Raw genomic sequence first — 21139 nt, 5'->3', positions numbered from 1 at the left:
GTTCGGTACTCGTCGCTGCTGCCCGTATCCGACGCGGCCTATGATGCAGGTCACGTCGGGAGGAGGCGTCGATGGCGGTGGACGTGGGCGACCAAGGGCTCGTCGGCGAGGTCGGCAGAGCGGTCGACCGGGCCGCCGACTGGACCGTCTGGTTCGCCCGCTCCGCGCTCGCCCCGACCGTCTTCGAGGTGCGCCCGGCCGGCCGCTCCGCCGTACGGCGCTGGCTCGCGGGCGAGCACCTCGCGACGGCCGGCGGGCGCGATCCGCACTCCCCCGTCGTCGACGCGTGGGCGGTGCTCGACGGCGGGATCGTCGCCGTGGCGCGCTGGGACCGGCCGGGCACCCCGCCGCCGCCGGACGTGCTGCCGGCCGGGCTCTACGTCGTCGGGTTCGGGGCGTTCCGGCTGCTCACGGCCGCGCTCGGGGTGCCGCGCCCGGAGCGTCCGCTGCCCGGTGAGCCGCTGTACGAGGCGGCCGTGCTCGCCCGCGCGCACGAGGACACGTGCACCGAGGACGCCGACGAGGTGGCCCAGCTGCTGGCCTCCTGCTCCGACTCCCGCGAGCTGCGGCTCGTGGCCGGCGCCCTCGCGGGTGCCCCGCCCTGATCCGCACCGTGAGCCCCGCTCCGAGCTGCGCCGCGAGCCGCGCCGGGCGCACGCCCTGCGCGAGGCGCCGGGCGGACGGCATGATCCCGGCGTGACCCGCTGGGTGCTGCACGTCGACCTCGACCAGTTCCTGGCGGCCGTCGAGCAGCGCCGGCACCCGGAGCTCGCCGGGCGGCCCGTGGTCGTCGGGGGCAACGGGGACCCGGCGTCACGGACGGTGGTCGCGACGGCGTCCTACGAGGCCCGCGAGTTCGGCGTGCACTCCGGGATGCCGATGCGCCTGGCCGCGCGCCGATGCCCGCAGGCCGTGTTCCTGCCCGCCGACAACCCGGCGTACGAGGCCGCGTCGGAGGAGGTGATGGCCGTCCTGCGGGGGTTCGCGGTCGTGGTCGAGGTGATCGGCTGGGACGAGGCCTTCCTCCAGTGGGACGGGGACGATCCCGAGGCCCTGGCCGCCGAGGTCCGCGCGGAGGTCCGCGCCCGCACCGGGCTGTCCTGCGCGACCGGGATCGGCGACAACACCCTGCGCGCCAAGATGGCCACCGCCTTCGCCAAGCCCGGCGGGGTGCACCGGATCACCGCGGGGAACTGGTTCGCCACCTTCGGCACCGAGCCGACGGGCGTACTGCACGGCATCGGCACGAAGACCGAGCGCAAGCTCGCCGAGCTGTGCATCCACACCGTCGCCCAGCTCGCCGAGTCCTCCCCGACCGCGGTGGGCGAGCGGCTCGGCCCGCGGATGGGGCCGTACTACGTGTCGCTCGGGCGGGGCATGGGGCGCACCGAGATGGAGGCGACGCCGTGGGTGCCGCGCTCGCGCAGCCGCGAGACCACCTTCGACGTGAACCTCGAAAACTGGACCGCGGTGCTCGCCGAGATCCGGGTGCTGTCCGCGCGGGTGTCCGGCGACGTGGAGGCGGAGGGTCGGGACGTGGCGCGGGTCGGGGTGAAGGTGCGCTACGCGCCGTTCCTGACCCGCACGCGCAGCCTCACCCTGCCCGCCCCGACCCGGGACCCGGCGGTGCTGGAGGCCGCCGCGCTCGAGGTCGCGGGCTGGTTCCCCCACGACCGCCCCGTCCGGCTCCTGGGGGTCAGGGCCGAGTTCACCCCTGCCTGACGACCGTTCACCGCAGCGCGCCCGGAACTGTCGGTGGGTGGTGGGAGGCTCCGCCCACACCGGACCCGACTCTTCCGTAGGAGCGCGCGCCATGTCCTTCACCGACCAGCCCTGGCCCGACGGCTCGCCCTGCTGGGTCGATCTCGCCGTCCCGGACATCGCGGCGGCCACCGACTTCTACGGCGCGGTGGTCGGCTGGACCTTCCTCGACGCGGGCGAGGAGTTCGGCCACTTCCACGTCTGCCAGACCGAGGGCCGGGCCGCCGCCGGGATCGGGCCGATCATGCAGGAGGGGCAGCCCAGCTTCTGGACGCTGTACCTCGCCACCCGGGACGTCGACGCCACGGTGAAGCTCGTCGGCGACAGCGGCGGCGGCGTGATCGCCGGCCCCATGGACATCCCCGGCAACGGGCGCATGGCCGTGTGCACCGACGCCACGGGCGGGGTGTTCGGGCTGTGGCAGGCGGCCGGGCAGATCGGCGTCGAGGTCTACAACCAGCCCGGCTCGCTCGTGTGGGAGGACGCCCGGCTCACCGACGTCGCGGCCGGCCGCGAGTTCTACTCCGGCCTGTTCGGCTACACCTACGAGGCGGTCCCCGGCCTGCCGGTCGAGGAGTACGGCACGTTCTCCCTGGACGGCCGCCCGGCCGGCGGCATGGGCGGGATGATGGGCGCGCCCGAGGGCGTGCCGAGCCACTGGGTCGTCTACTTCGGGGTCACCTCGGTGGACGCCGCCGTCGCCGCGGCGACCGAGCGCGGGGCGAGCGTGATGATGCCGCCCGAGACCACCCCCTTCGGCCGGATGGCCGTGGTCACGGATCCCTTCGGTGCGCCCTTCGCCCTCCACGAGCCGGTGGCCGAGATGCCGTACGGCGGCTGAACCTCGCACGGAGTCGCCGAGCGAGCATCCGACACCGTCGGCGCGTCGATCACCGCCGTAGGCTCCCGGTCCGTGGCTGCGCACGAGTCGGTGGGGCACGAGACGGTGGGGCACGAGACGGCGGGGCACGAGACGGTGGGGCACGAGACGGCGGGGGACGAGACCTGGGACGCGGCGCGCTGCGCCGAGGAGTGGGGCGTCAAGCCGCAGACCTGGCTCGGGTACGTCTCCCGCGCGCAGGCCCCGGCGGCGCTGCCGGCGAGCGACGGCGCCCGCCGCTGGTCCCCCGCCGAGGTCCGGGCCTTCCCGCGCCCCGGGGTGGGCCGCTCGCGAACCGGCGCCGGCCCGGAGGCCCGGGCGCTGCTGTCCGCGATGGAGCAGGTCGCGGCCCGGATCGCGGACCTGCGCGAGGAACAGCGCCGGCTGCTGGTCGAGGGCCGGGAGCGGGGCCTGGAGATCAGCCCGATGGCCCGCGCCCTCGACATCTCCCGGCAGACCGCCTACGCCTGGCTCAAGGACTGACCCCGCCGGATGACCGACACGGCAGACGCCCGGCCGGGCGCCGGGGCGAGCACGGGTGCGCTGCGCATGCTGCAGCTCGGCGTGGGCACCAGCAGCCTCGACCGCTTCGCGATCGGGCCCCTGCTGCTGATGATCTCCGCGGACCTCGGGGCCTCGCTCTCCGAGGTGGCCGCGGCGGCGTCGGCCTACTTCCTCGCCTACGGGCTTTTGCAGCCGCTGTGGAGCATCCTGGGCGACCGGATCGGGCTCGTCCGGGTCATGCGGATCGCGATGCTGGTCGGCGGGCTGAGCGGGCTGGCCTCCGCGTTCGCGCCGAACGTGCTGGTCCTGGCCCTGCTGCGGACGGTCACCGGTGCCTGCATGGGCGGGATGAGCCCGTCGGGCCTGGTCTACATCGGCACCGTGTGGCCCGAGGGGATCCGCCAGCGCGCGCTGGCGGACATCGCGGTCGCGGCCTCCTCGGGCCTCGCCCTGGCGACCGCAGGCGCGGGCCTGCTCGGCGACGTCGCCGGCTGGCGGGTGGTGCTGGGCGCCACGGCGGCCGCCGCGCTCCTGGTCGCGCTGCTGCTCCGCCGCCTCCCCCGGCCGCCCCGCGTGCGGGCGAGCCCGCCGCTGCGCGCGATCGGCACGGTCCTGCGCGACCGCCGGGCGGTCGCGTTGCTGGTGCTGGCGTTCGTCGAGGGTGCGCTGATGCTCGGCTCGCTGACCTACATCGCGCCCGCCGTCGAGGACCTGGGCTTCACGACCACGATCGCCGGGCTGGCCGCGGCGGGGTTCGGCGTCGGCGTGGTGCTGTTCTCCCGGCTGGTGCGACCGCTCGTCGGCCGCCTGACGACGACCGGCCTGGCCGCGATCGGCGGCGGCTTCCTGGTCGTGGGCTGGGCGGTCCCCGCCGCCGCGGTCACCCTCGCGACCGCGGTCGTCGGCGGTCTGCTGCTCGGCGGTGCCTGGGCCTTCCTCCACTCGACCCTGCAGAACTGGGCGACCGGCGTCGTCCCCCACGAGCGGGCCACGGCGGTCGCCCTCTTCGCCACCAGCCTGTTCCTGGGCAGTTCGGCGGGCACCGCGATCGCCGCCCCGGCCGCGGACGCGGGTGCCTTCGACTGGCTGTTCCGGGTCACCGCCGTGCTGTCCGTGCTGCTGGCCGTGGCGGCGCCCCTCGCGATCGCCCGCTCCCGCCGCCGCCGCGACTGAGCCGCCCGCGGCCCGCCCGGCCGGCGTGCGGGCCACGTGATCACGCCCCGTCGACGCGCCGGTCGCTCGGCGCCGACACGCCGCCGCCCGTCCCTCGTCCGTGGAACGTCGACTCCGGTCGGTGGACATTCCTTGCCTCTGCGTCACCGAACGAGCGATGATTTTCCTGCACGGTCCGGGCACACCTCGTGACGGAACGTGAGTCCGGTCCGGCGGCGACAAGGAGACGACGATGTCGGGCGATCACGATCTCAGCAGTGACTACGGGTACGACCTCGCGCACGAACTCACGATCGCACTGCGGGCGCCCCAGCGGCGGCCGAAGACAGTTGTCTCCGTCCCGGCGCAGATCCTGCGGCGGGAGCTCGACGCGGACTCCGACCTGGGCTACGACGCCGCCCACGAAGTCTGACCGGACCCGACCGAGCCCGACCGGGCCTGACAGCACGACCCTTCCTGTAACGCACACGGGGCCACCGGCGAGATCCAGCCGGTGGCCCCGTGTCGTGTCCATACCCTCTTGTGACGCGGCTCATGAGTATTTCCGTGGCCGGGTGTCGCCGAATCCGGTTCACTATCCGGAGACACCCACTCCACTTAGAGGACGGTCATGTCCAGCAGCCCGGAGCCCCCCGGCCCCGCCACCCTCCCGGCCGACCCGGCCCCGAACTCCACCAAGCTCGACCGCGCACTCCTGGCCGTCGCCTCGGTCACCGTGCTCGGCGCGATCATGTCCATCCTGGACGTGACGGTCGTCAACGTCGCGATCAACACCCTGGCCAGGGACTTCCAGACCTCGCTGACCACGATCCAGTGGGTCGCCACCGGCTACACGCTGGCGCTGGCGACCGTCATCCCGCTCACCGCGTGGGGCGCCCAGCGCTTCGGCACCAAGCGGCTGTACATGATCTCCATCACGCTGTTCGTACTGGGCTCCGTGCTCGCCGGCACCGCGTGGGACGCACCGTCCATCATCGTCTTCCGGATCCTGCAGGGCCTCGGCGGCGGGATGATCATGCCGATCGGCATGATGATCCTGACCCGGGCCGCGGGCCCGCAGCGCATCGGCCGGGTCATGGCCGTCATGGGCGTCCCGATGCTGCTCGGCCCGATCGCCGGCCCGATCCTCGGCGGCTGGCTCGTCGACAGCTTCTCCTGGCGCTGGATCTTCTTCATCAACCTGCCGATCGGCGTCATCGGCGTCTTCCTGGCCGCGCGGATCCTGCCCCGGGATGCCCGCGGCGGGCGCGCCAAGCTCGACCTCCTGGGCCTGGCCCTGCTCTCCCCCGGCCTCGCGCTGCTGATCTACGGCCTGGCCGAGTCCGGCGCCGAGGGCGGCTTCGGGCACGCGAAGGTGCTGGTCCCCGCCCTGATCGGGGTGGTGCTGCTCGCGGGCTTCGTGTGGCACGCGCTGCGCGCCGAGAGCCCGCTGATCGACCTGCGGCTCTACAAGAACAAGGTGTTCGCCAGCTCCAGCATCACCCTGATGCTGCTCGTCATCGCCGTGTTCGGCGGCATGCTCCTGATGCCGCTCTACCTGCAGCTCGTCCGCGGCGAGAGCGCGCTGGACACCGGCCTGCTGCTCGCCCCGCAGGGCCTCGGCGCCATGCTGGCGATGCCGGTGGCGGGCCAGCTCGCGGACCGCACCGGCATCGGCCGGATCGTCCCCGTCGGCCTCGCGCTGGTGGGTGGGGCGTTCGTGTGGCTGACCGGCCTGGAGGCGAACACCTCGTACTGGCACCTGTCGATCGCCCTGTTCGTCATGGGTGTCGGCATGGGCTTCACCATGATGCCGACGATGACGGGCGCGCTGCAGACCATGCGCCGCGCCTCCATCCCGAGCGCGAGCACCTCGCTGAACATCACCCAGCAGGTCGCGGCCTCGCTCGGCACGGCCGTCATGACCGTGCTGCTGGTCAACGCGATGTCCTCGAAGCTGTCGGCCCTGCCCGGCGGCGCCGCGGGCGGGACGGGGAGCCTCGGCGACCTGGCCTCGATGCCGCGTGAGGTGTTCGCACAGGTCCAGCCGCTGCTCGCGGAGTCCTTCGGGCAGACCTTCTGGTGGGCGCTCGGGTTCGTCGGCGTCGCGTTCCTCGTCGCGCTGATCCTGCTGCCCAAGCGCAAGCCGGCCCCGCTCGAGGAGGACGCCGACGCGTCCGACGGCGCCAACGCGCCGGTCATGCTGCACTGACACGCACCTGACACAGCGACCGACACGGCGGCTGACACACCGATGAACACGGACACGACCACCTCCCGCCCGCTGCGGGCGGACGCCGAGCGCAACCGCCGGCGGATCCTCGCGGCGGCGCGGGAGGTGTTCGCCCGCCGCGGTCTCGACGCCGGGCTGGACGAGATCGCCAAGCACGCGGGCGTGGGCACGGGCACCGTCTACCGGCGCTTCCCGGACAAGAAGGCGCTGGTCGAGGCCCTGTTCACGGAGCGGCTCGCGGACCTCACGGCCACGGCCCACCGGGCCGCGGGCCACCCGGACCCGTGGGCCGGGCTCGTCGAGCTGTTGGAGTCCGCGGTCGCGATGCAGATCGAGGACCGCGGCCTGAAGGACCTGCTGTTCGCCTACGGCGACAAGGGGGCCTTCCGCGAGCAGCTCGCCGTCCTGCAGGAGGTGCTGCGCGAGGTGTGCGCGCGGGCGGTCGCGGCCGGCGACCTGCGCCCGGACGTCGACCTGACGGACCTGGCGACGGTGCAGCTCATGACCACCCAGGTGGCGGCGTTCGCCGAGCCGGAGTCACCCGGCCTGTGGCGCCGCTACCTCGGCCTGATGCTCGACGGCCTGTGCACCCGCCGGGAGTCCCCGACGCCCCTGCCCCACCCGCCGCTGGACACGCTCACCTTCGAACGCCTCTGCCACCCACCCCGCTGACCCGACGCCGCCACCCAGGCGGCTCGAATGCCGGTCGCCGGCACTCGCGCGTCAATGTCCGGGCATCTCGGGCGTGGTCCCGCGCACTGCGCGAGGGCTTGGGCCGCGGGCCGTCCGGCGGATAGCGTCGTCGGTGTGAGCGACGCCTTCCATCCCGACTTCCCCACCGACCCGTCTGCCGCTGCCCCCGCCTACGCGCGCGTGCACCACGTCCGCGGCGGCGACCTGTCCGGCGACACCACCCAGACCACCGGCATGCGCCGGCTGGAGGCGGTGAGCGGCAAGACCGTCGGCTCGGAGAAGCTCTGGACGGGCGAGACGCACGTGGCGCCGGCGACCAACTCCGGCGACCACCACCACGGCGAGGCCGAGACCTCGATCTACATCGTGAGCGGCCGGCCCCGGTTCGTCTTCCACGACGGAGACGCCGAGGTCGTGGTGCAGACCGAGCCGGGCGACTACATCTTCGTGCCGCCCTTCGTCCCGCACCGCGAGGAGAATCCCGATCCCGAGGTGCCGGCGGTCGTCGTGATCTCGCGGAGCACGCAGGAGGGCATCGTGGTGAACCTCCCCGAGCTCACCCCGCTGCTCCCCGAGCACCACCCGGACCGGCGTTCCTAGAGGTCGTCGACCGCCCACTGCCGGATCAGCATCCGCAGGGCGGTGACCAGCGACAACGGCTGATCCAGCATGGGATGGTGGCCCGCGTCGGGCAGCTCGACCATGGGGACGCGCGGGCCGAGCAGGCCCGCGATGTCCTCGGCCATCGAGGGCGGGACCAGCCCGAACTCGGAACGGAAGAACGCCGCGCGGCTCTTCAGCTGGGGCAGCAGCTCCCGGAGCAGGAGGCGCTCGGCGAGCATGGCGGGATCGAACTTCCAGGTCCAGCCGCCGTCGATCTCGACGATCGACTCCTCGGCGATGTGGCGGCGCACGTAGGGCAGCAGCACGTCCTGCGGCGGCATGGTGTGGAAGCGGTCCACGATCGTCTCGTGGTCCGGGTAGACGCGCAGCGCCCGTTCCCGCCTGCGCAGCCGCGCCTCCTCCGGCGGCTGGTCGTTGAGCGGCGAGTCGACGATCACGAGCCCGGACGTCCGCTCCCCGTACAGGGCGCCGACCGTCGCGGTGACCCAGCCGCCCATGCTGTGCCCGACCACCAGCGGCGGCCCGGCGATGCCCCCGGCCTCCGCGGTGGCCAGCACCTCCCGCGCCCAGGTGTCCAGGTCGTAGCGCTCCCGGCGGGAGCTGTCGCCGTGGCCGGTGAGGTCGAGGGCGACCACGCGCCCGCCCGATCCCGGTGAGCGACCCGGGGTGAAGAACGGCGCGATGTGGTCCCACCACCCGGAATGGGCCGCCCCACCGTGCACGAACACCACGCCCGGCTCGCCCTCGGGCCCCCAGCAGCGGTAGTGCACCCGTGCGCCGTCGACCTCGACGTCACGGTGCGAGGGTCGCTGCTCGAGAGCCGTCCGGAACCAGCGGGGGGTATCGGTCACGCCTCGATCGTCGCACCCGCCGCGGCACCCCGCCGACACCTGCCCCCGGGATCTCGCACACACGGTCCGACGGGTGTGCGGGCACCCGGGGCGGTGTGCGAGCGGATCAGGGGGCGTCGTGGAAGATGATGCCGAGGACGTGCCGGGTGCCGCTGCGGACCTCGGCCACACCGTGCCGGAGCTGGACGCGGTGGTACCCGCGGGAGCCGCGGACCGGGCGGTGCCGCACCGGGAAGACGATCGCGTCCCCCTGTCCGGGACGGGCGACGACCGGGCGCGACTGCTGGCGCGGGATCTGCTCCACGAACACGCTCTCCCCGCCGGTGAAGTCCACATCGGGCCGGTCGAGCATCACGAGCAGCTGCAGCGGGAAGGTCAGGTCGCCGTAGACGTCCTGGTGCAGCCGGTTGTGCCCGCCCGGCCCGTAGCGCAGCAGCAGCGGCGTCGGGCGGGTCTGCCCCGCGGCGGCACACTCGGCGGTCAGCCCGTCGAGGGTCGGGGGGAAGGTGCGCTCGCCCAGCCGCTGCGCCCACCCGTTGGCGACGGCGGCCAGCGGCGGATACATCTCCCGTCGCAGCCGGGAGACGATGTCCGGCAACGGGTTCGCGAAGTAGCGGTAGCTGCCCTCGCCGAACGAGTGCCGCGCCATGGTGATCGTGCTGCGGAAGCGCGCGTCGTCGTCGAACATGGCCGTGAGCTCGGCGCACTCGTCGGCGCCGAGCAGCCCCGGCAGGTGCGCGAGGCCGGTGCGGTCCAGATCCTGCATGCCCCCATCCGAGCACCGCCGCCCGCCCGCGGCTGGCGGGAATCAGCCGTCGAGCCGGTAGCCCATGCCGGGCTCGGTGATCAGGTGCCGCGGGTGCGCGGGATCGCGTTCGAGCTTGCGGCGCAGCTGCGCGAGGTAGACGCGCAGGTAGTTGGCCCGGTCCTCGTACTGCGGCCCCCACACGTGCCGCAGCAGCTCGCGCTGCCCGACCAGCTTGCCGCGGTGGGCCACCAGCATCTCGACGATCCCCCACTCCGTCGGCGTCAGGTGCACCTCGTCGTCGCCGCGGCGGACCCGCTTGGCCGCCAGGTCGACCGTCAGCTCCCCGATCTCGACGACCGGCTCCCCCGGCCCGGGGACGGTCGCGGCCCGGCGGGCGGCGGCCCGCAACCGGGCGAGCAGCTCGGCCATCCCGAAGGGCTTGGTGACGTAGTCGTCGGCGCCGGCGTCGAGCACCGCGACCTTCTCGGCGGGGTCCGCCCGCGCGGACAGCACGACGATCGGCACCGCGCTCCAGCCGCGGATCCCCGCGATCACGTCGGTGCCGTCGAGATCGGGCAGGCCGAGGTCCAGCACCACGACGTCCGGGGCGCGGTCCGCGGCCGCACGCAGGGCCGTGGCACCGTCGGCGGCGAGGGTGACCTGGTGGCCGTGCGCGGCGAGGTTGATCCGCAGGGCGCGGGCGATCTGCGGATCGTCGTCGACCACGAGGACGTGCACGGGACCAGTGTCCACGATGCCCGCCGCCGGCGGGGTGTCCACCGATCGGTGGACACGCCGTTCGTCCGAGCCGTCCCCCTGCGGGCCGACGGCGCGGAAGGCCTTGCGGCGGAAGACTTTCCTCATCGGGCCACCGAGCCCCGGACGAACCGGGACCCAGACCCGGGGAGACCCAGGAGAACGACATGAACGTCACCACCACCCCCGCCCCCGCGCACCGCGCCCCCGAGGAGAAGAAGACCGGCCGGACCGTCGCCATCGCCGTCGCCTCGGTGCTCGCCGCCGCCGGCATCGCCACCGGCCTGGTGTTCGGCCTGAGCGGCACCGCGCCGACCCCGCCCGCCGAGGCCGCCTCGGCGTCGGTCCCGATGCCCACCCCGGCCGCGCACCACTCGGTCGCCCCGATCGAGCCGGTCACCCCGGCCAAGCCGGTCACCCCGCCGGTGGCGCCCTCGGCCGCGATCAGGACGCTGCAGCAGGAGCTCGGGCAGCTCAACTACTACGAGCGCCCCGTCACCGGGATCATGAACGCGCAGACCACGCAGGCGATCACCTACCTGCAGCGCGACGCCCACCTGCCGCAGACCGGGACCATGAACACCCAGACCGAGGCCGCGCTGGCGCACTTCCTGGCCACCGGCAACAACCAGATGGCCGGCTGACCCACGCGAAACCGACGCCCGCACCTGCTCCCTGGTGCGGGCGTCACCCCGAGCGGTGCGCGGCGAGGATCAGCGCGCGGCCTGCGGACCGCGCACGAGGCGGCCGGGCAGCGCGCCGGTGTGCTCGCCGTCGGTGAAGGTCTCGGCGCCGCCGGTGAACGTGTGCCGGTAGCCGTGCGCCGTCTGCACGAGGCGGCGACCGCCTGCCGGCAGGTCGTGGGCGATCCGCGGCGGCCGCGCCCCGAGCGTCGCCATGTCGATGACGTTGATGTCGGCGCGCAGGCCGGGCGCCAGCACGCCGCGGTCGTGCCAGCCGACGTGGCGGGCGGTGCGCTGCGTGAGGTGGTGGACCATCAGCTCGAGCGGCAGCTGACCCGTGGCGCGGTCGCGCGACCAGAGCGACAGGGCGGTGGTCGGGAAGCTGGCGTCGCAGACCGCACCGCAGTGCGCGCCGGCATCGGACAGCCCGATGATCGTGTGCGGTGACAGCAGCATCTCGCGCACGTCGTCGAGGTTGCCGTGGGCGTAGTTGAACAGGGGCGAGTAGAGCAGGTCGGTGCCCCCGTTGCCGAGGAGGACGTCGATGACGACCTCGATCGGCGCGCGGCCCTGCGAGCGGGCCAGCGCGGCGACCGACGTCGACGGCGACGGCTCGTAGTCGACGGGATCGCCGAGCGGGAAGAGCCGGCCGAAGGTGCCCATCAGCGTGGTGAGCGGTGCGGTGTCGGTGCGCAGCGCCTCGGCGTGCTCGGCGACGAGGGTGGCGCGCACCTCGGGCCGGGCCAGCGCGCCGACGATCTCGGTGAGCGGCCGGCCGGCCAGCGCGGCGAACGACGGGCAGATCATCAGCGGGTGGAGGCTGGCGGTGAGGCCCATCAGGACCCCGATCGGGCGCGGGGCCACCTGTGCCTTGATCGCCAGGCCGTCGGCGGTGCAGGCGTCGATCCAGGCCAGGATCTCGCGCCAGCGGTCGGGGGCGGCGTCCGGCTGCTGCAGGGACAGGCTCAGCGGCCGTCCGGTCGAGGTGGCGAGCTCGGTCAGCATCGCCAGCTCGCTCGCGACGTGGTCGCCGTCGGTGCTGAGGTAGGCGTCGGACACCAGCTGGACGACGCCGTGCCCACCGGCGCTCATCGCGCCGGCGAGTGCCTGCAGCTCGCGACCCGACGAGTGCCGGGTGCCGAGCGCATCGCCGTCGCGGGTCCGGTGGTTGACCGTCCGCGAGGTGGAGAACCCGAGCGCACCGGCCTCGACGGCGGCGCGCACGTGCTCGGCCATCGACGCGAGCTCGGCGTCGGTGGGCTCCTCGGCGGGGTCGGCGCCGCGCTCGCCCATGACGTAGGCCCGCAGGGGCGCGTGCGGCATCTGGGTGCCGACGTCGACGGAGAACCGGCGGGCGGCGAGCGTGTCGAGGTACTCGCCGAAGGTCTCCCACTCCCAGGTGAGGCCCTCGCTGAGCGCGGTACCCGGGATGTCCTCGACGCCTTCCATCATCCGGATGAGCCACTCGTGCTCGTCGTCGCTGCGATGGGCCGGGGCGAAGCCGACACCACAGTTGCCGAGCACGACGGACGTGACGCCGTTGACGCTGGAGGGGGCGAGCAGCGAGTCCCAGGCGGCCTGCCCGTCGAAGTGGGTGTGGATGTCGACGAACCCCGGCGTGACGAGGAGCCCGTCGGCGTCGATCTCGCGATGACCACGACCGTCGATCCGCGGCGCGACAGCGACGACCACGCCGTCGCGCACGGCGACGTCGGCGACCGAACCGGGCGTGCCCGTGCCGTCGACGACGAGTCCTCCGCGGATGACCAGGTCGTGCTCGCTCATGCCGGCACCGTGCTCTGGTCGCGCTCGGGCAGGCCGAGGATCTCGACGGTCTGCGCCGCCGTGGCGACCTGGTGGCCCGCCGCGTCGCACAGGGCGAACGCCTCCTCCAGGAGCTGGAGGTTGGTCGGTGTGCGGTCGCCGCCGAAGAACTCGACGCCGATGTGGAGGTGCCCGCCGAGGTCGAGGGCCATCCGGGCGACCTCGGAGGCGACGAGGTCACCGCCCGCGAGCGACACGGCCCACGGCAGGTCGGTGCCCTCGAGCATCTCGAGGTACGCCTCGAGCGCCTTGCGGGTGGGCGGCAGCCCGAACGGGGCGCCCATCAGGCCGCGCTCGGTCGAGAAGTAGAGCTTGACCATCGAGCCGGCGGGCAGCCGCCCGGCCTCGCGGAAGGCGAGCACGGTGCGCAGGAAGCCCGGCTCGTAGATCGCGAGGCTCGGACCGAGCCGGTGCTCGGTGTGGATGTCGAGCGCGCTCCCGATCAGGTCCGGGGAGTTGGCGTAGACGAAGCCGTTGCAGGGTCCGTCGGCCCCGGCCCGCCCGAGGTTGACCGAGCCGGGGTCGCACAGGCCGATGCGCAGGGACGGATGCGCCGCGAGGTGCGCGATGTGCTGGTAGGAGACCTTGCCCTGCCACGTGTCGACGGTCGGGTAGAGCAGTGCGTCCGGCTGCTCGGCCCACACCGGCAGGAAGCACTCGAGGTAGGCCTCGGCCGACACCTCGGGTCCGCGCCCGTACTCCGCGACGTGCAGGTGGACGATGGAGGCGCCGGCCTCGACGCACGCCGCCGCCTCGGCGGCGATCTCGGTGTGGGTCGTCGGGACGTGCGGGTTCTGCTCGGGGGTGACCCCGCCGTTGATCGCGACCTCGACGATGACGTGCCCCATGGATCGGACCGTACCCGAGCTTCCGGTGGCCGTCAGCAACAAATTTGCCGGCCGGACATTTACCTTGCCCGCGGCGCGTGCGGACCCCGTTCGGACCGGCGCGGTCGCACCTACTCGACGAGGCCCTTCCGCATGGCGACGGCGACGGCGGCGGCCCGGTCCGACACGCCGAGCTTCTCGTAGAGCCGCTGGGTGTGCGTCTTCACCGTGCTGACGCCGATGAACAGCTCGGCCGCGGTCTGCGGCACGGAGAGCCCGCGCGCGAAGGCCGCCAGCACCTGTCGCTCCCGTTCGGACAGTGCCGGGGTGTCGTCCGTGGCGCGCATCCGGATCTCCCCGGCCAGCCCGGCGGCGAGCTCCGGCGGCACCACCGTCTTCCCCCGGGCGACGTCGACGACCGCCTCGACGATCGCGGCGCGCTTGGAGTCCTTGGCCAGGTATCCGGCCGCGCCGGCCTGCAGTGCCTGGTAGACGACCGCGCTGTCGGTGTGCGCGGAGAGCAGCAGCACCCGGGTGGGCAGCTCGTCGCGGACCACGGCGTGGACCACGCCGAGGCCGTCGATCTCCGGCATCTCGTAGTCCACCAGCGCCACGGCGGGCTGCTCGCGGCGGATCGCCTCGAGCGCCTGCCGCCCGTCGTCGGCCTCGGCGACGACCTCGATCCGGCCGCTCTGGACGAGCCCGCGGGCGACGCCGTCGCGGAAGAAGGGATGGTCGTCGGCGATCACGACCCGCACCAGCGGATCGCCGCCCCTGCCAGCGGTCACGGGCGAAGCATGCCAGGGCCTGCCTCCTTCCTGCCAGGATGACGACCATGACTGAGGCTCCGGCGCGTCCCGGCGGTCCGGCGGTGCCTGCCGACGCCGGCCGGCCCGACGAGGCACCTCTGCCCGGCGGTTCGCAGGTGCTGGCGGTGGCCGTCGAGCACGCCCGCCGCGGGGTGCGGTTGCAGGTCACGCTGCGCTGGGTGCTGGTGGCGTTCGTCGGGTTGACGATCGCCGTCGTGCCGCCGACCCGCGGCACCCTGGCCTGCGCGATCATCGCCGCGGGCTACGCGTTCTTCGCCCTGGCCGTGGCGCTGTGGGTGGGGTACGGCGGCGGGCCGCCCCATCAGCCCGGCGGCGAGCCGCCCCATCAGCCCGGCGGCGAGCCGCCCCATCAGCCCGGCGGCGAGCCGCCCCATCGGCCCGGCGGCGGGCCGCCCCGTCGGTACCGCGGGGACCGGCCCGTGCGTCTCGCCTGGGTGGCGTTGCTCGGGGATCTGGCGGTGATCGCCGCCCTCACCCTGCTGACCGGGGTGCACGATCCGCAGAGCTGGACCGCCGACGTCCTCATCACGGGGTTCCTGCTGGTCCCGGTGCTGGCGGCCACCCAGCTGCGGCCCCGGGTGTGCGCCGCCGTGGTGGTGCCGGCCGTGCTCGTCTATCTCGCGGCGGGGATCGCCACCCAGGAGGCGAACCAGGAGCCCTGGGCGTCGCTGCTGCTGCGGACCCTGGCGGCGGCCGGCGTCGCGGCCGGTTGTGTGGGGCTGTCGCGGATCCAGCGCTCCCGCGTGGACACGATCGGCAGGCTGGTGCAGGCGCGCGGCGACCTGCTCGGCGAGCTCACCGATCTCGAGCAGCGCGAGCGCCGCACGATGTCCGAGCACCTGCACGACGGTGCGCTGCAGTACGTCCTGGCCGCCCGGATGGACCTGGAGGACGCCCGCGACTCCGCCGGTCCCGGGGCCGACGCCGAGGCCTTCGCCCGCCTCGACCGCGCCCTGGACGAGTCGGTCCGCCTGCTCCGCTCCACCGTCGCCGACCTGCATCCGGCGGTGCTCGCCCGCGCCGGGCTGCCCGCGGCGCTGCGGGATCTCGCCTCCGCCGCGGCGGCGCGGGGCGGGTTCACCGCCGAGGTCGACACGAGCGGCTGGCCGGACGGGCTGCGCACCACCGCCGACGCCCTGCTGCACCGCACCGCCCGCGAGCTGCTGGCGAACGCCGCCTCGCACGCGAGGGCCTCGTCGGTCCGGGTCACGCTGGGTTTCGACGGCGTCCGCGCCCACCTCGTGGTGTCCGACGACGGCGTGGGGCTCGATCCCGAGGTCGCCTCCCGCCGGCTGGCGGGCGGGCACATCGGGCTCGCGTCCCACGTCGTGCGGGTGGAGGCGGCAGGCGGCTCGCTCGCGCTCGCGCCCGGCTCCCCCGGCACGAGCGCGTCGGTCGAGCTCCCTGCTGGAATAGCGGCATGAGCACCGTCCCCGAGGCCTTCGACCGGCACGCCGCCGTCTACGACCGGCTGGTCGGCGCCAACCCCGGCTACCACGAGCACCTGGCCCTGTCCGCCCGCCGGCTCGGGCTCGCGGACCGCGGCGCCGGCCTGCGCCTGCTGGACATGGGCTGCGGCACCGGCGCGTCCACGGCTGCTCTGCTCGCCGCCTACCCGGAGGCCGAGATCGTCGCCGCGGACGCCTCCGCCGAGATGCTCGCCGAGGCCCGCCGCAAGCCGTGGCCGGACACGGTGACCTTCGTCCACGCCCCCCTCGACGGCCTCGCCGAGGCGGGCGTGCGGGGCCCCTTCGACGGCGTCCTCGCGGCGTACCTCGTCCGCAACCTGCCGGACCGGGACGAGGGCATCGCCACCCTCACGTCCCTGCTCGCCCCGGGCGCACCCCTTGCGCTGCACGAGTACTCGGTGCGCGACAGCCTCCGCAGCCGTCTGGTGTGGACGGTCGTCGCCTGGACGGTGATCATCCCCCTGGGCCGTTGGCACAGCGGCTCCTCGGACATCTACCGCTACCTGTGGCGGAGCGTGCTCGCCTTCGACGGCGTGTCCGCGCTGACCCGTCGCCTGTCGGCGGCCGGGTTGGACGCGGTGCAGGTCCTTCCGGTGGACGGCTGGCAGCGCGGGATCGTCCACACCGTCCTGGGTCGCCGTCCGGCGGGTACCGCCTGAGCCGGCCCGTCAGCCCGCCGGGCGGTAGTGGCCGGGAACCATGCGCGTGGTCACGGCGAAGCGGTTCCAGGAGTTGATCGCGGCGATGGCGGCGATCAGCTGGGCCAGCTCTGCGGGCTCGAACCGGGCGGCGGCCCGCTCGTAGACGTCGTCGGGGACGAAGCCGTCCGTCAGCACCGTCACCGCCTCGGTCAGCTCGAGGGCCGCCACCTCGCGGGCCGTGAAGAAGTGCTGCGACTCCGCCCACGCCCCGACCTGCACGATCCGCTCCACGGACTCGCCGCCGGCCAGGGCGTCCTTCGAGTGCATGTCGAGGCAGAACGCGCAGTGGTTCAGCTGCGAGGCGCGGATCTTCACCAGCTCCACGAGAGCGGGCTCGAGACCCTGGCCCGCGGCCTGGGCGAAGCGGGCCATCGCCCGGTAGACGTCGGGGGCGAGGGCGGCGAGGTCGAGGCGCTGGGGGTGCTCGGGGTTGCGGGTCTGGTTCTCCTGGACTGCGGTCATGGGAACGACGCTACGACCGAAGCGGCCCACGCGTATGGTCCAGTTCCGTGTCGAATCCCTGGGCCACTTCGCGCGGTGAGGACCTGCATCTCGATCTCGGCCCACCGGGTGCGGGGGCCCGGGCGCGGTTGATGGAGGCGCTGCGGGAGGCGGTCCGCAGCGGCCGCCTCGCCCCGGGAGTGCGCCTGCCGTCCTCCCGCTCCCTCGCCGCCGACCTGGGCATCGCCCGCAACACGGTCGCGCAGGCCTACGCCGAGCTGGTCGCCGAGGGCTGGCTGACGGCGCGGCAGGGCTCGGTGACCCGGGTGGCACAGCCCCGCGCGGGCGTCGGCGCCATCGGAGGTGCTCCGGCGACGGGAGGGCTCGGCGACGCGCCCCGGCGCGGCACCGGCGGTCGCGGGGACACGCCAGGACGCGGTCCGGGAGCGGCGACCGGCGGCACGTCCGGCGGGCCGGGCGGCGCGGGCGCCGGTGTTCCCCGGCATCCGGAGCGACCGCGCCACGACCTGCGCCCCGGCCGTCCCGACGTGTCGTCCTTCCCGCGTGCGGAGTGGCTGCGCGCCACCCGCCGTGCGCTCGCCGCCGCTCCCGACGAGGCCTTCGGCTACGGGGGCCCGCGGGGCCGTCCCGAGCTGCGGGAGGCGCTCGCGACCTATCTCGCCAGGGCCCGCGGGGTCCGCACCGATCCCGGCCACATCATGATCTGCTCCGGCGCCGCGCACGCCCTGCAGCTGATCGCGACGGTGATGCGGCACAGCGGGATCGCGGTGGAGTCCCACGGCCTGCACGTCCATCGCGAGCTGCTGGCCGTCGCCGGCGTCCGCACCCCGGCCCTGCCGATCGACGAGCACGGCGCCCGCGCCGGCGAGCTGGCCGGCCTCGACGTCGGCGCGGCCCTGCTCACCCCGGCCCACCAGTTCCCGACCGGCGTCGCGCTGCATCCCGAACGGCGGGCCGCCGCCGTCGACTGGGCCCGCACCCGCGGCGGCCTGCTGATCGAGGACGACTACGACGCCGAGTTCCGCTACGACCGCCAGCCCGTCGGCGCGCTGCAGAGCCTGGATCCCGACCACGTCGCGCTGCTCGGGACGGTCAGCAAGTCGCTCGCCCCGGGCGTCCGGCTCGGCTGGATCGTCGCGCCCGCCGCGCTGCTCACCGAGCTCGACGCCGCCAAGGGCCACGCCGAGCACCACACCGCGACCGTCGACCAGCTCGTGCTGGCCGAGCTGCTCCGCTCCGGCGCCTACGACCGCCACGTCCGCGCCCGCCGCCTCGCCTACCGGCGCCGCCGCGACCAGCTCGTCGCCACCCTCGCCGAGCGGGTCCCGCAGGTCCGGGTCCGGGGCCTGGCGGCCGGTCTGCACGCGACGGTCGAGCTCGCCCCCGGCACCGCACCCGCGGTGGCGCGGTCCGCGGCCTGGCACGGCGTCGCCACGGAACCGCTGTCGCTGTTCCGCCACCCCGACGCCGCGCCCCTGCCCGACGCCCTGGTGGTCGGCTACGCCACCCCCTCCGACAGCGCCTGGCCCACCGCCCTCACCGCCCTGACCACGGTCCTCACCCCCTGACCCCGCGGGCCGGTTCGCCGGGCGGGCAGGATCGCGCGGGTGGAGTCACGAACGCTCATGCTCTCGGTCGCGGCCTCGGCCGGGTTCGGGGTGCTCGCGCTGGTCTGGGGGCTGTTGTCCGGCTCCCAGCTGATCGTGTTCGACGGGCTGTACTCGTTCGCCGCGGTCGGGTTGTCGCTGCTCGCGGTGCTGGCCCTGCGGACCTCGCGGCGCGGCCCGGACGAGCGCTACCCGTGGGGGCGGGAGGTCTGGGAGCCGCTCGCGGTGGTCGTCAAGGCCACGGCACTGGCGGGGCTCTGCCTCTATGCGCTGGTGGAGGCGGTGGCGCGGATCCTCGCCGGGCCCGAACCCGTCGAGACCGGGGCCGCGGTGGTCTACGGCGCCCTGTCGACGGTCGCGGGGCTGGTCGTCACGATCGTCCTGCGGCGGCGGGCGCGGGGCGGGTCCGACCTGGTGCGCGCCGAGGCGGCCGAGTGGGCGGGAGACACCCTGCTGAGCCTCGGGGTGCTCGTCGGGTTCTGCGTGGCGCTGGTGCTCGAGGCGACGGGGCACGCCGACCTCGCCCGCTACGTGGACCCGGTCATGGTGATCCTGGTGTCCGCCGCGTTCCTGCCGGTGCCCGCGCGGCTCGCCGCCACCGGCTTCCGCGAGATCCTCACGATGTCCCCCGCTCCCGAACTGCGGCAACGGATCCGCGACGCGGCCGAGGCGACGCGCGCGCGGGAGGGCTTCGCCGAGGTGTTCGTGCGCGCCGGGAAGGTGGGCGGGCGGCTCGACGTCGAGATCGACTACGTGGTGGGCGGCGCGGACCCGACGGTCCGCGCCTGCGACGAGGTGCGCGCCGCCCTGGAGGAGGAGCTGCGCCCGCTGGCCACCCCGGGTGCCCTGTCCCTCTCGGTCGGCTTCACCGCCGACCGCGACCGCGTCACCTGACCCGCCCCCGTGAGTGGCGATGGTCGCCAGGGCGACCATCGCCACTCACGAGGTCGGTGGGTGTTCCCGTCCTGCCGGGGCGGGGCGGAAACGGACCCTCGGCTCGCCGTCGTCGTCCGAGAACACCGCCTCCACCGCCATGCCGATCCGCAGGTCGTCGGTGTCGATCACGGTGGTGACCAGCTTCGAGCCCTCGTCGAGCCGGACGACCGCGACGGTGTACGGGGGCTGCGGGGCCGGCGGGGGCAGGTAGGCCTTGTGGAACACGCAGAACGACCACACCGTTCCCCGCCCGGAGGCGGTGACCCACTCGCCGGTGCCGATCCGCGAGCAGTGCGGGCAGGCGGTGCGCGGCGGGAACTGGACGGTGCCGCAGGCGCTGCAGCGGGTGGTGCGGAGCTCACCGGCGGCGAGGCCCTCGGTGTAGGGCGCGAGGGCCGCGGTGGGCGTCGGGGACCGGGGGTCCGAGGCGGCCATCAGGCGTCCTTCCCGAGGATCAGCGTCGACACCACGGGCGACGCGCACGCGTACTGGATCGTCTCGGCGCCCTGCACCTGCCGGGCACCGCACTCGCCGCGCAGCTGCCGGACGGCCTCCGCGACCAGCGCCCAGCCCTGCATGTAGCTCTCCGACAGGTGCCCGCCGGAGGTGTTGGTGGGCAGCGGCCCGCCGAGCGCGAGCCGTCCGCCCTGCACGAACGCGCCGCCCTCCCCGATCCCGCAGTAGCCCAGGCCCTCCAGCGCGAACAGCACGTTGCAGGAGAAGTTGTCGTAGATCATCAGGGCGTCCATGTCGTCCCGCGTGCGGTCCGCCATCGCGAGCGCCCGGTCGCCGGCCTCCCGGATCGCGCCGGCCCAGAAGTCCTCCGGCGGGAAGTCCGAGTTCACGAGCTGGGCGCGCTGGGCCAGGCCGAGCACCGGGACGACCGGGCGGGGCAGGTCGCGGGCCCGCTCGCGGCTGGTCAGGACCAGGGCCACGCCGCCGTCGTTGATCAGGCAGTAGTCCAGCAGGTGCATCGGCTCGACGACGTACCTCGACGTCAGGTAGTCCTCGAGCGACACCGGCGTACGCATCACGGCGCCGGGGTTGAGCCGCGCGTGCTCGCGGAAGGTCATCGAGACGGCGGCCAGCTCCTCGCCGGTGCCGTAGAGGTGGCGGTGGCGCTGCAGCATCAGGGCGTAGAAGGCGCCGGGCGAGGTCAGGCCGTACGGGAGCGTGAGCGAGGCCGCGGTGCCGTAGCCCTCGCCCGCGCCGCCGTAGGTCGCGCCCGCGGTGGCGCCGTCGTTGCCGTAGACCAGCGCGACGGTCGAGCACTCCCCCGCCGCGATCGCGGCCACCGCCTGCGACACCGCGACGCCGGCCATCCGGCCCTCGGCGGGCAGCCCGGACACCCACCTCGGGCGCAGCCCCATGTCGCTGGCGACGGTCTCGTACCCGACCCGGGCGGTGACCAGCCCGTCGACGTCGGCCGGGGTGAGCCCGGCGTCGGCCAGCGCGTCGGTGAGCGCCCAGGCGGCGAGCGAGCCCGCGTCGTGCCCGGGAAGCCTGCCGAAGGTGGTGGTGCCGACGCCGGCGACGGCGGCGACTCCGGCGAGAGGATTCATAATGTATATCTTCTACGGACGTACCTGACGCGCGTC

General features: G+C 74.5%; 23 protein-coding genes. 14 read left to right on the top strand and 9 right to left on the bottom strand.

The features are described 5' to 3' along the window. Positions 1–71 precede the first annotated feature (71 nt). The 9 genes from ABD324_RS15470 (at position 72) to ABD324_RS15430 (ending at position 7823) form a co-directional block, all read left to right on the top strand. Positions 72–605, top strand: a complete 534-nt coding sequence (locus ABD324_RS15470; RefSeq protein ID WP_344417083.1) for a hypothetical protein — start codon at positions 72–74, stop codon at positions 603–605. A gap of 91 nt (positions 606–696) precedes the next feature. Further along, a complete protein-coding gene (locus ABD324_RS15465) occupies positions 697–1722 on the top strand; it encodes a DNA polymerase IV (RefSeq protein WP_344417080.1) in 1026 nt (341 codons plus the stop codon). A gap of 91 nt (positions 1723–1813) precedes the next feature. Beyond that, positions 1814–2602 carry a VOC family protein gene (locus ABD324_RS15460; protein WP_344417078.1) on the top strand — a complete coding sequence of 263 codons (789 nt, stop codon included), beginning with the start codon at positions 1814–1816 and terminating at the stop codon, positions 2600–2602. Between the two features lie 72 nt (positions 2603–2674). Next, entirely contained in the window at positions 2675–3124 is a 450-nt protein-coding gene (locus tag ABD324_RS15455; protein WP_344417076.1) for a hypothetical protein, read from the top strand. 9 nt (positions 3125–3133) lie between these two features. Beyond that, positions 3134–4318, top strand: coding sequence for an MFS transporter (locus tag ABD324_RS15450; RefSeq protein WP_344417074.1), 1185 nt, complete (start codon positions 3134–3136; stop codon positions 4316–4318). Positions 4319–4550: 232 nt separating this feature from the next. Continuing rightward, positions 4551–4730, top strand: a complete 180-nt coding sequence (locus tag ABD324_RS15445; protein WP_344417072.1) for a hypothetical protein — start codon at positions 4551–4553, stop codon at positions 4728–4730. Between the two features lie 198 nt (positions 4731–4928). Beyond that, positions 4929–6509, top strand: coding sequence for a DHA2 family efflux MFS transporter permease subunit (locus ABD324_RS15440; protein ID WP_344417069.1), 1581 nt, complete (start codon positions 4929–4931; stop codon positions 6507–6509). 42 nt (positions 6510–6551) lie between these two features. Further along, positions 6552–7202, top strand: coding sequence for a TetR/AcrR family transcriptional regulator (locus ABD324_RS15435; RefSeq protein WP_344417066.1), 651 nt, complete (start codon positions 6552–6554; stop codon positions 7200–7202). Positions 7203–7403: 201 nt separating this feature from the next. Then, positions 7404–7823, top strand: coding sequence for a cupin domain-containing protein (locus ABD324_RS15430; protein ID WP_425565860.1), 420 nt, complete (start codon positions 7404–7406; stop codon positions 7821–7823). Here the strand turns inward: ABD324_RS15430 and ABD324_RS15425 are convergent. The 3 genes from ABD324_RS15425 to ABD324_RS15415 form a co-directional block, all read right to left on the bottom strand. Next, positions 7820–8698 carry an alpha/beta fold hydrolase gene (locus tag ABD324_RS15425; protein ID WP_344417062.1) on the bottom strand — a complete coding sequence of 293 codons (879 nt, stop codon included), beginning with the start codon at positions 8696–8698 and terminating at the stop codon, positions 7820–7822. The two genes, ABD324_RS15430 and ABD324_RS15425, sit on opposite strands and share 4 nt — an antisense overlap. A 106-nt stretch (positions 8699–8804) precedes the next feature. Next, positions 8805–9464, bottom strand: a complete 660-nt coding sequence (locus ABD324_RS15420) for a 2OG-Fe(II) oxygenase (RefSeq protein WP_344417060.1) — start codon at positions 9462–9464, stop codon at positions 8805–8807. Positions 9465–9506: 42 nt separating this feature from the next. After that, entirely contained in the window at positions 9507–10310 is an 804-nt protein-coding gene (locus ABD324_RS15415; protein WP_344417058.1) for a response regulator, read from the bottom strand. Between the two features lie 59 nt (positions 10311–10369). Between ABD324_RS15415 and ABD324_RS15410 the strand changes: the two genes are divergently transcribed. After that, positions 10370–10846, top strand: coding sequence for a peptidoglycan-binding domain-containing protein (locus ABD324_RS15410; RefSeq protein ID WP_344417056.1), 477 nt, complete (start codon positions 10370–10372; stop codon positions 10844–10846). Positions 10847–10915: 69 nt separating this feature from the next. On the opposite strand, the gene ABD324_RS15405 is transcribed toward ABD324_RS15410, so the two are convergent. The 3 genes from ABD324_RS15405 to ABD324_RS15395 all read right to left on the bottom strand — a co-directional run bounded on the left by ABD324_RS15405 (position 10916) and on the right by ABD324_RS15395 (position 14324). Beyond that, entirely contained in the window at positions 10916–12670 is a 1755-nt protein-coding gene (locus tag ABD324_RS15405; RefSeq protein ID WP_344417054.1) for an N-acyl-D-amino-acid deacylase family protein, read from the bottom strand. Further along, entirely contained in the window at positions 12667–13557 is an 891-nt protein-coding gene (locus ABD324_RS15400; protein WP_344417051.1) for a 3-keto-5-aminohexanoate cleavage protein, read from the bottom strand. Before ABD324_RS15400 ends, ABD324_RS15405 begins: the two co-directional genes overlap by 4 nt. A gap of 110 nt (positions 13558–13667) precedes the next feature. After that, positions 13668–14324, bottom strand: a complete 657-nt coding sequence (locus tag ABD324_RS15395; RefSeq protein WP_344417048.1) for a response regulator transcription factor — start codon at positions 14322–14324, stop codon at positions 13668–13670. A gap of 47 nt (positions 14325–14371) precedes the next feature. Here ABD324_RS15395 and ABD324_RS15390 point away from each other — a divergent pair, with 47 nt between their 5' ends. Both ABD324_RS15390 and ABD324_RS15385 read left to right on the top strand, forming a co-directional pair. Next, complete coding sequence (locus tag ABD324_RS15390; RefSeq protein WP_344417046.1) at positions 14372–15790, top strand: ATP-binding protein; 1419 nt, start codon at positions 14372–14374, stop codon at positions 15788–15790. Then, the gene (locus tag ABD324_RS15385; RefSeq protein WP_344417044.1) at positions 15787–16494 is read left to right on the top strand and encodes a class I SAM-dependent methyltransferase; all 708 of its coding nucleotides are present in this window, start codon (positions 15787–15789) and stop codon (positions 16492–16494) included. The genes ABD324_RS15390 and ABD324_RS15385 overlap by 4 nt, the downstream gene beginning before the upstream one ends. A 9-nt stretch (positions 16495–16503) precedes the next feature. Here the strand turns inward: ABD324_RS15385 and ABD324_RS15380 are convergent, their stop codons facing one another. After that, complete coding sequence (locus tag ABD324_RS15380) at positions 16504–16998, bottom strand: carboxymuconolactone decarboxylase family protein (RefSeq protein WP_344417042.1); 495 nt, start codon at positions 16996–16998, stop codon at positions 16504–16506. A 47-nt stretch (positions 16999–17045) separates the two neighbouring features. Between ABD324_RS15380 and pdxR the strand changes: the two genes are divergently transcribed. After that, on the top strand, positions 17046–18566 hold the full coding sequence (gene pdxR / locus ABD324_RS15375) for a MocR-like pyridoxine biosynthesis transcription factor PdxR (RefSeq protein WP_344417040.1): 1521 nt from the start codon (positions 17046–17048) through the stop codon (positions 18564–18566). A gap of 39 nt (positions 18567–18605) precedes the next feature. Beyond that, positions 18606–19499, top strand: coding sequence for a cation diffusion facilitator family transporter (locus ABD324_RS15370; protein WP_344417038.1), 894 nt, complete (start codon positions 18606–18608; stop codon positions 19497–19499). Between the two features lie 45 nt (positions 19500–19544). Here the strand turns inward: ABD324_RS15370 and ABD324_RS15365 are convergent, their stop codons facing one another. Further along, positions 19545–19976: a Zn-ribbon domain-containing OB-fold protein gene (locus ABD324_RS15365; protein WP_344417036.1), complete on the bottom strand. Its 432-nt coding sequence runs from the start codon at positions 19974–19976 to the stop codon at positions 19545–19547. Continuing rightward, on the bottom strand, positions 19976–21103 hold the full coding sequence (locus tag ABD324_RS15360; RefSeq protein ID WP_344417034.1) for a thiolase family protein: 1128 nt from the start codon (positions 21101–21103) through the stop codon (positions 19976–19978). The genes ABD324_RS15365 and ABD324_RS15360 overlap by 1 nt, the downstream gene beginning before the upstream one ends. Positions 21104–21139: the final 36 nt, after the last annotated feature.

Source organism: Pseudonocardia ailaonensis (genome assembly GCF_039531635.1).
Lineage (GTDB): Bacteria > Actinomycetota > Actinomycetes > Mycobacteriales > Pseudonocardiaceae > Pseudonocardia > Pseudonocardia ailaonensis.
This window is presented reverse-complemented; position numbering and strand designations above follow the sequence as displayed.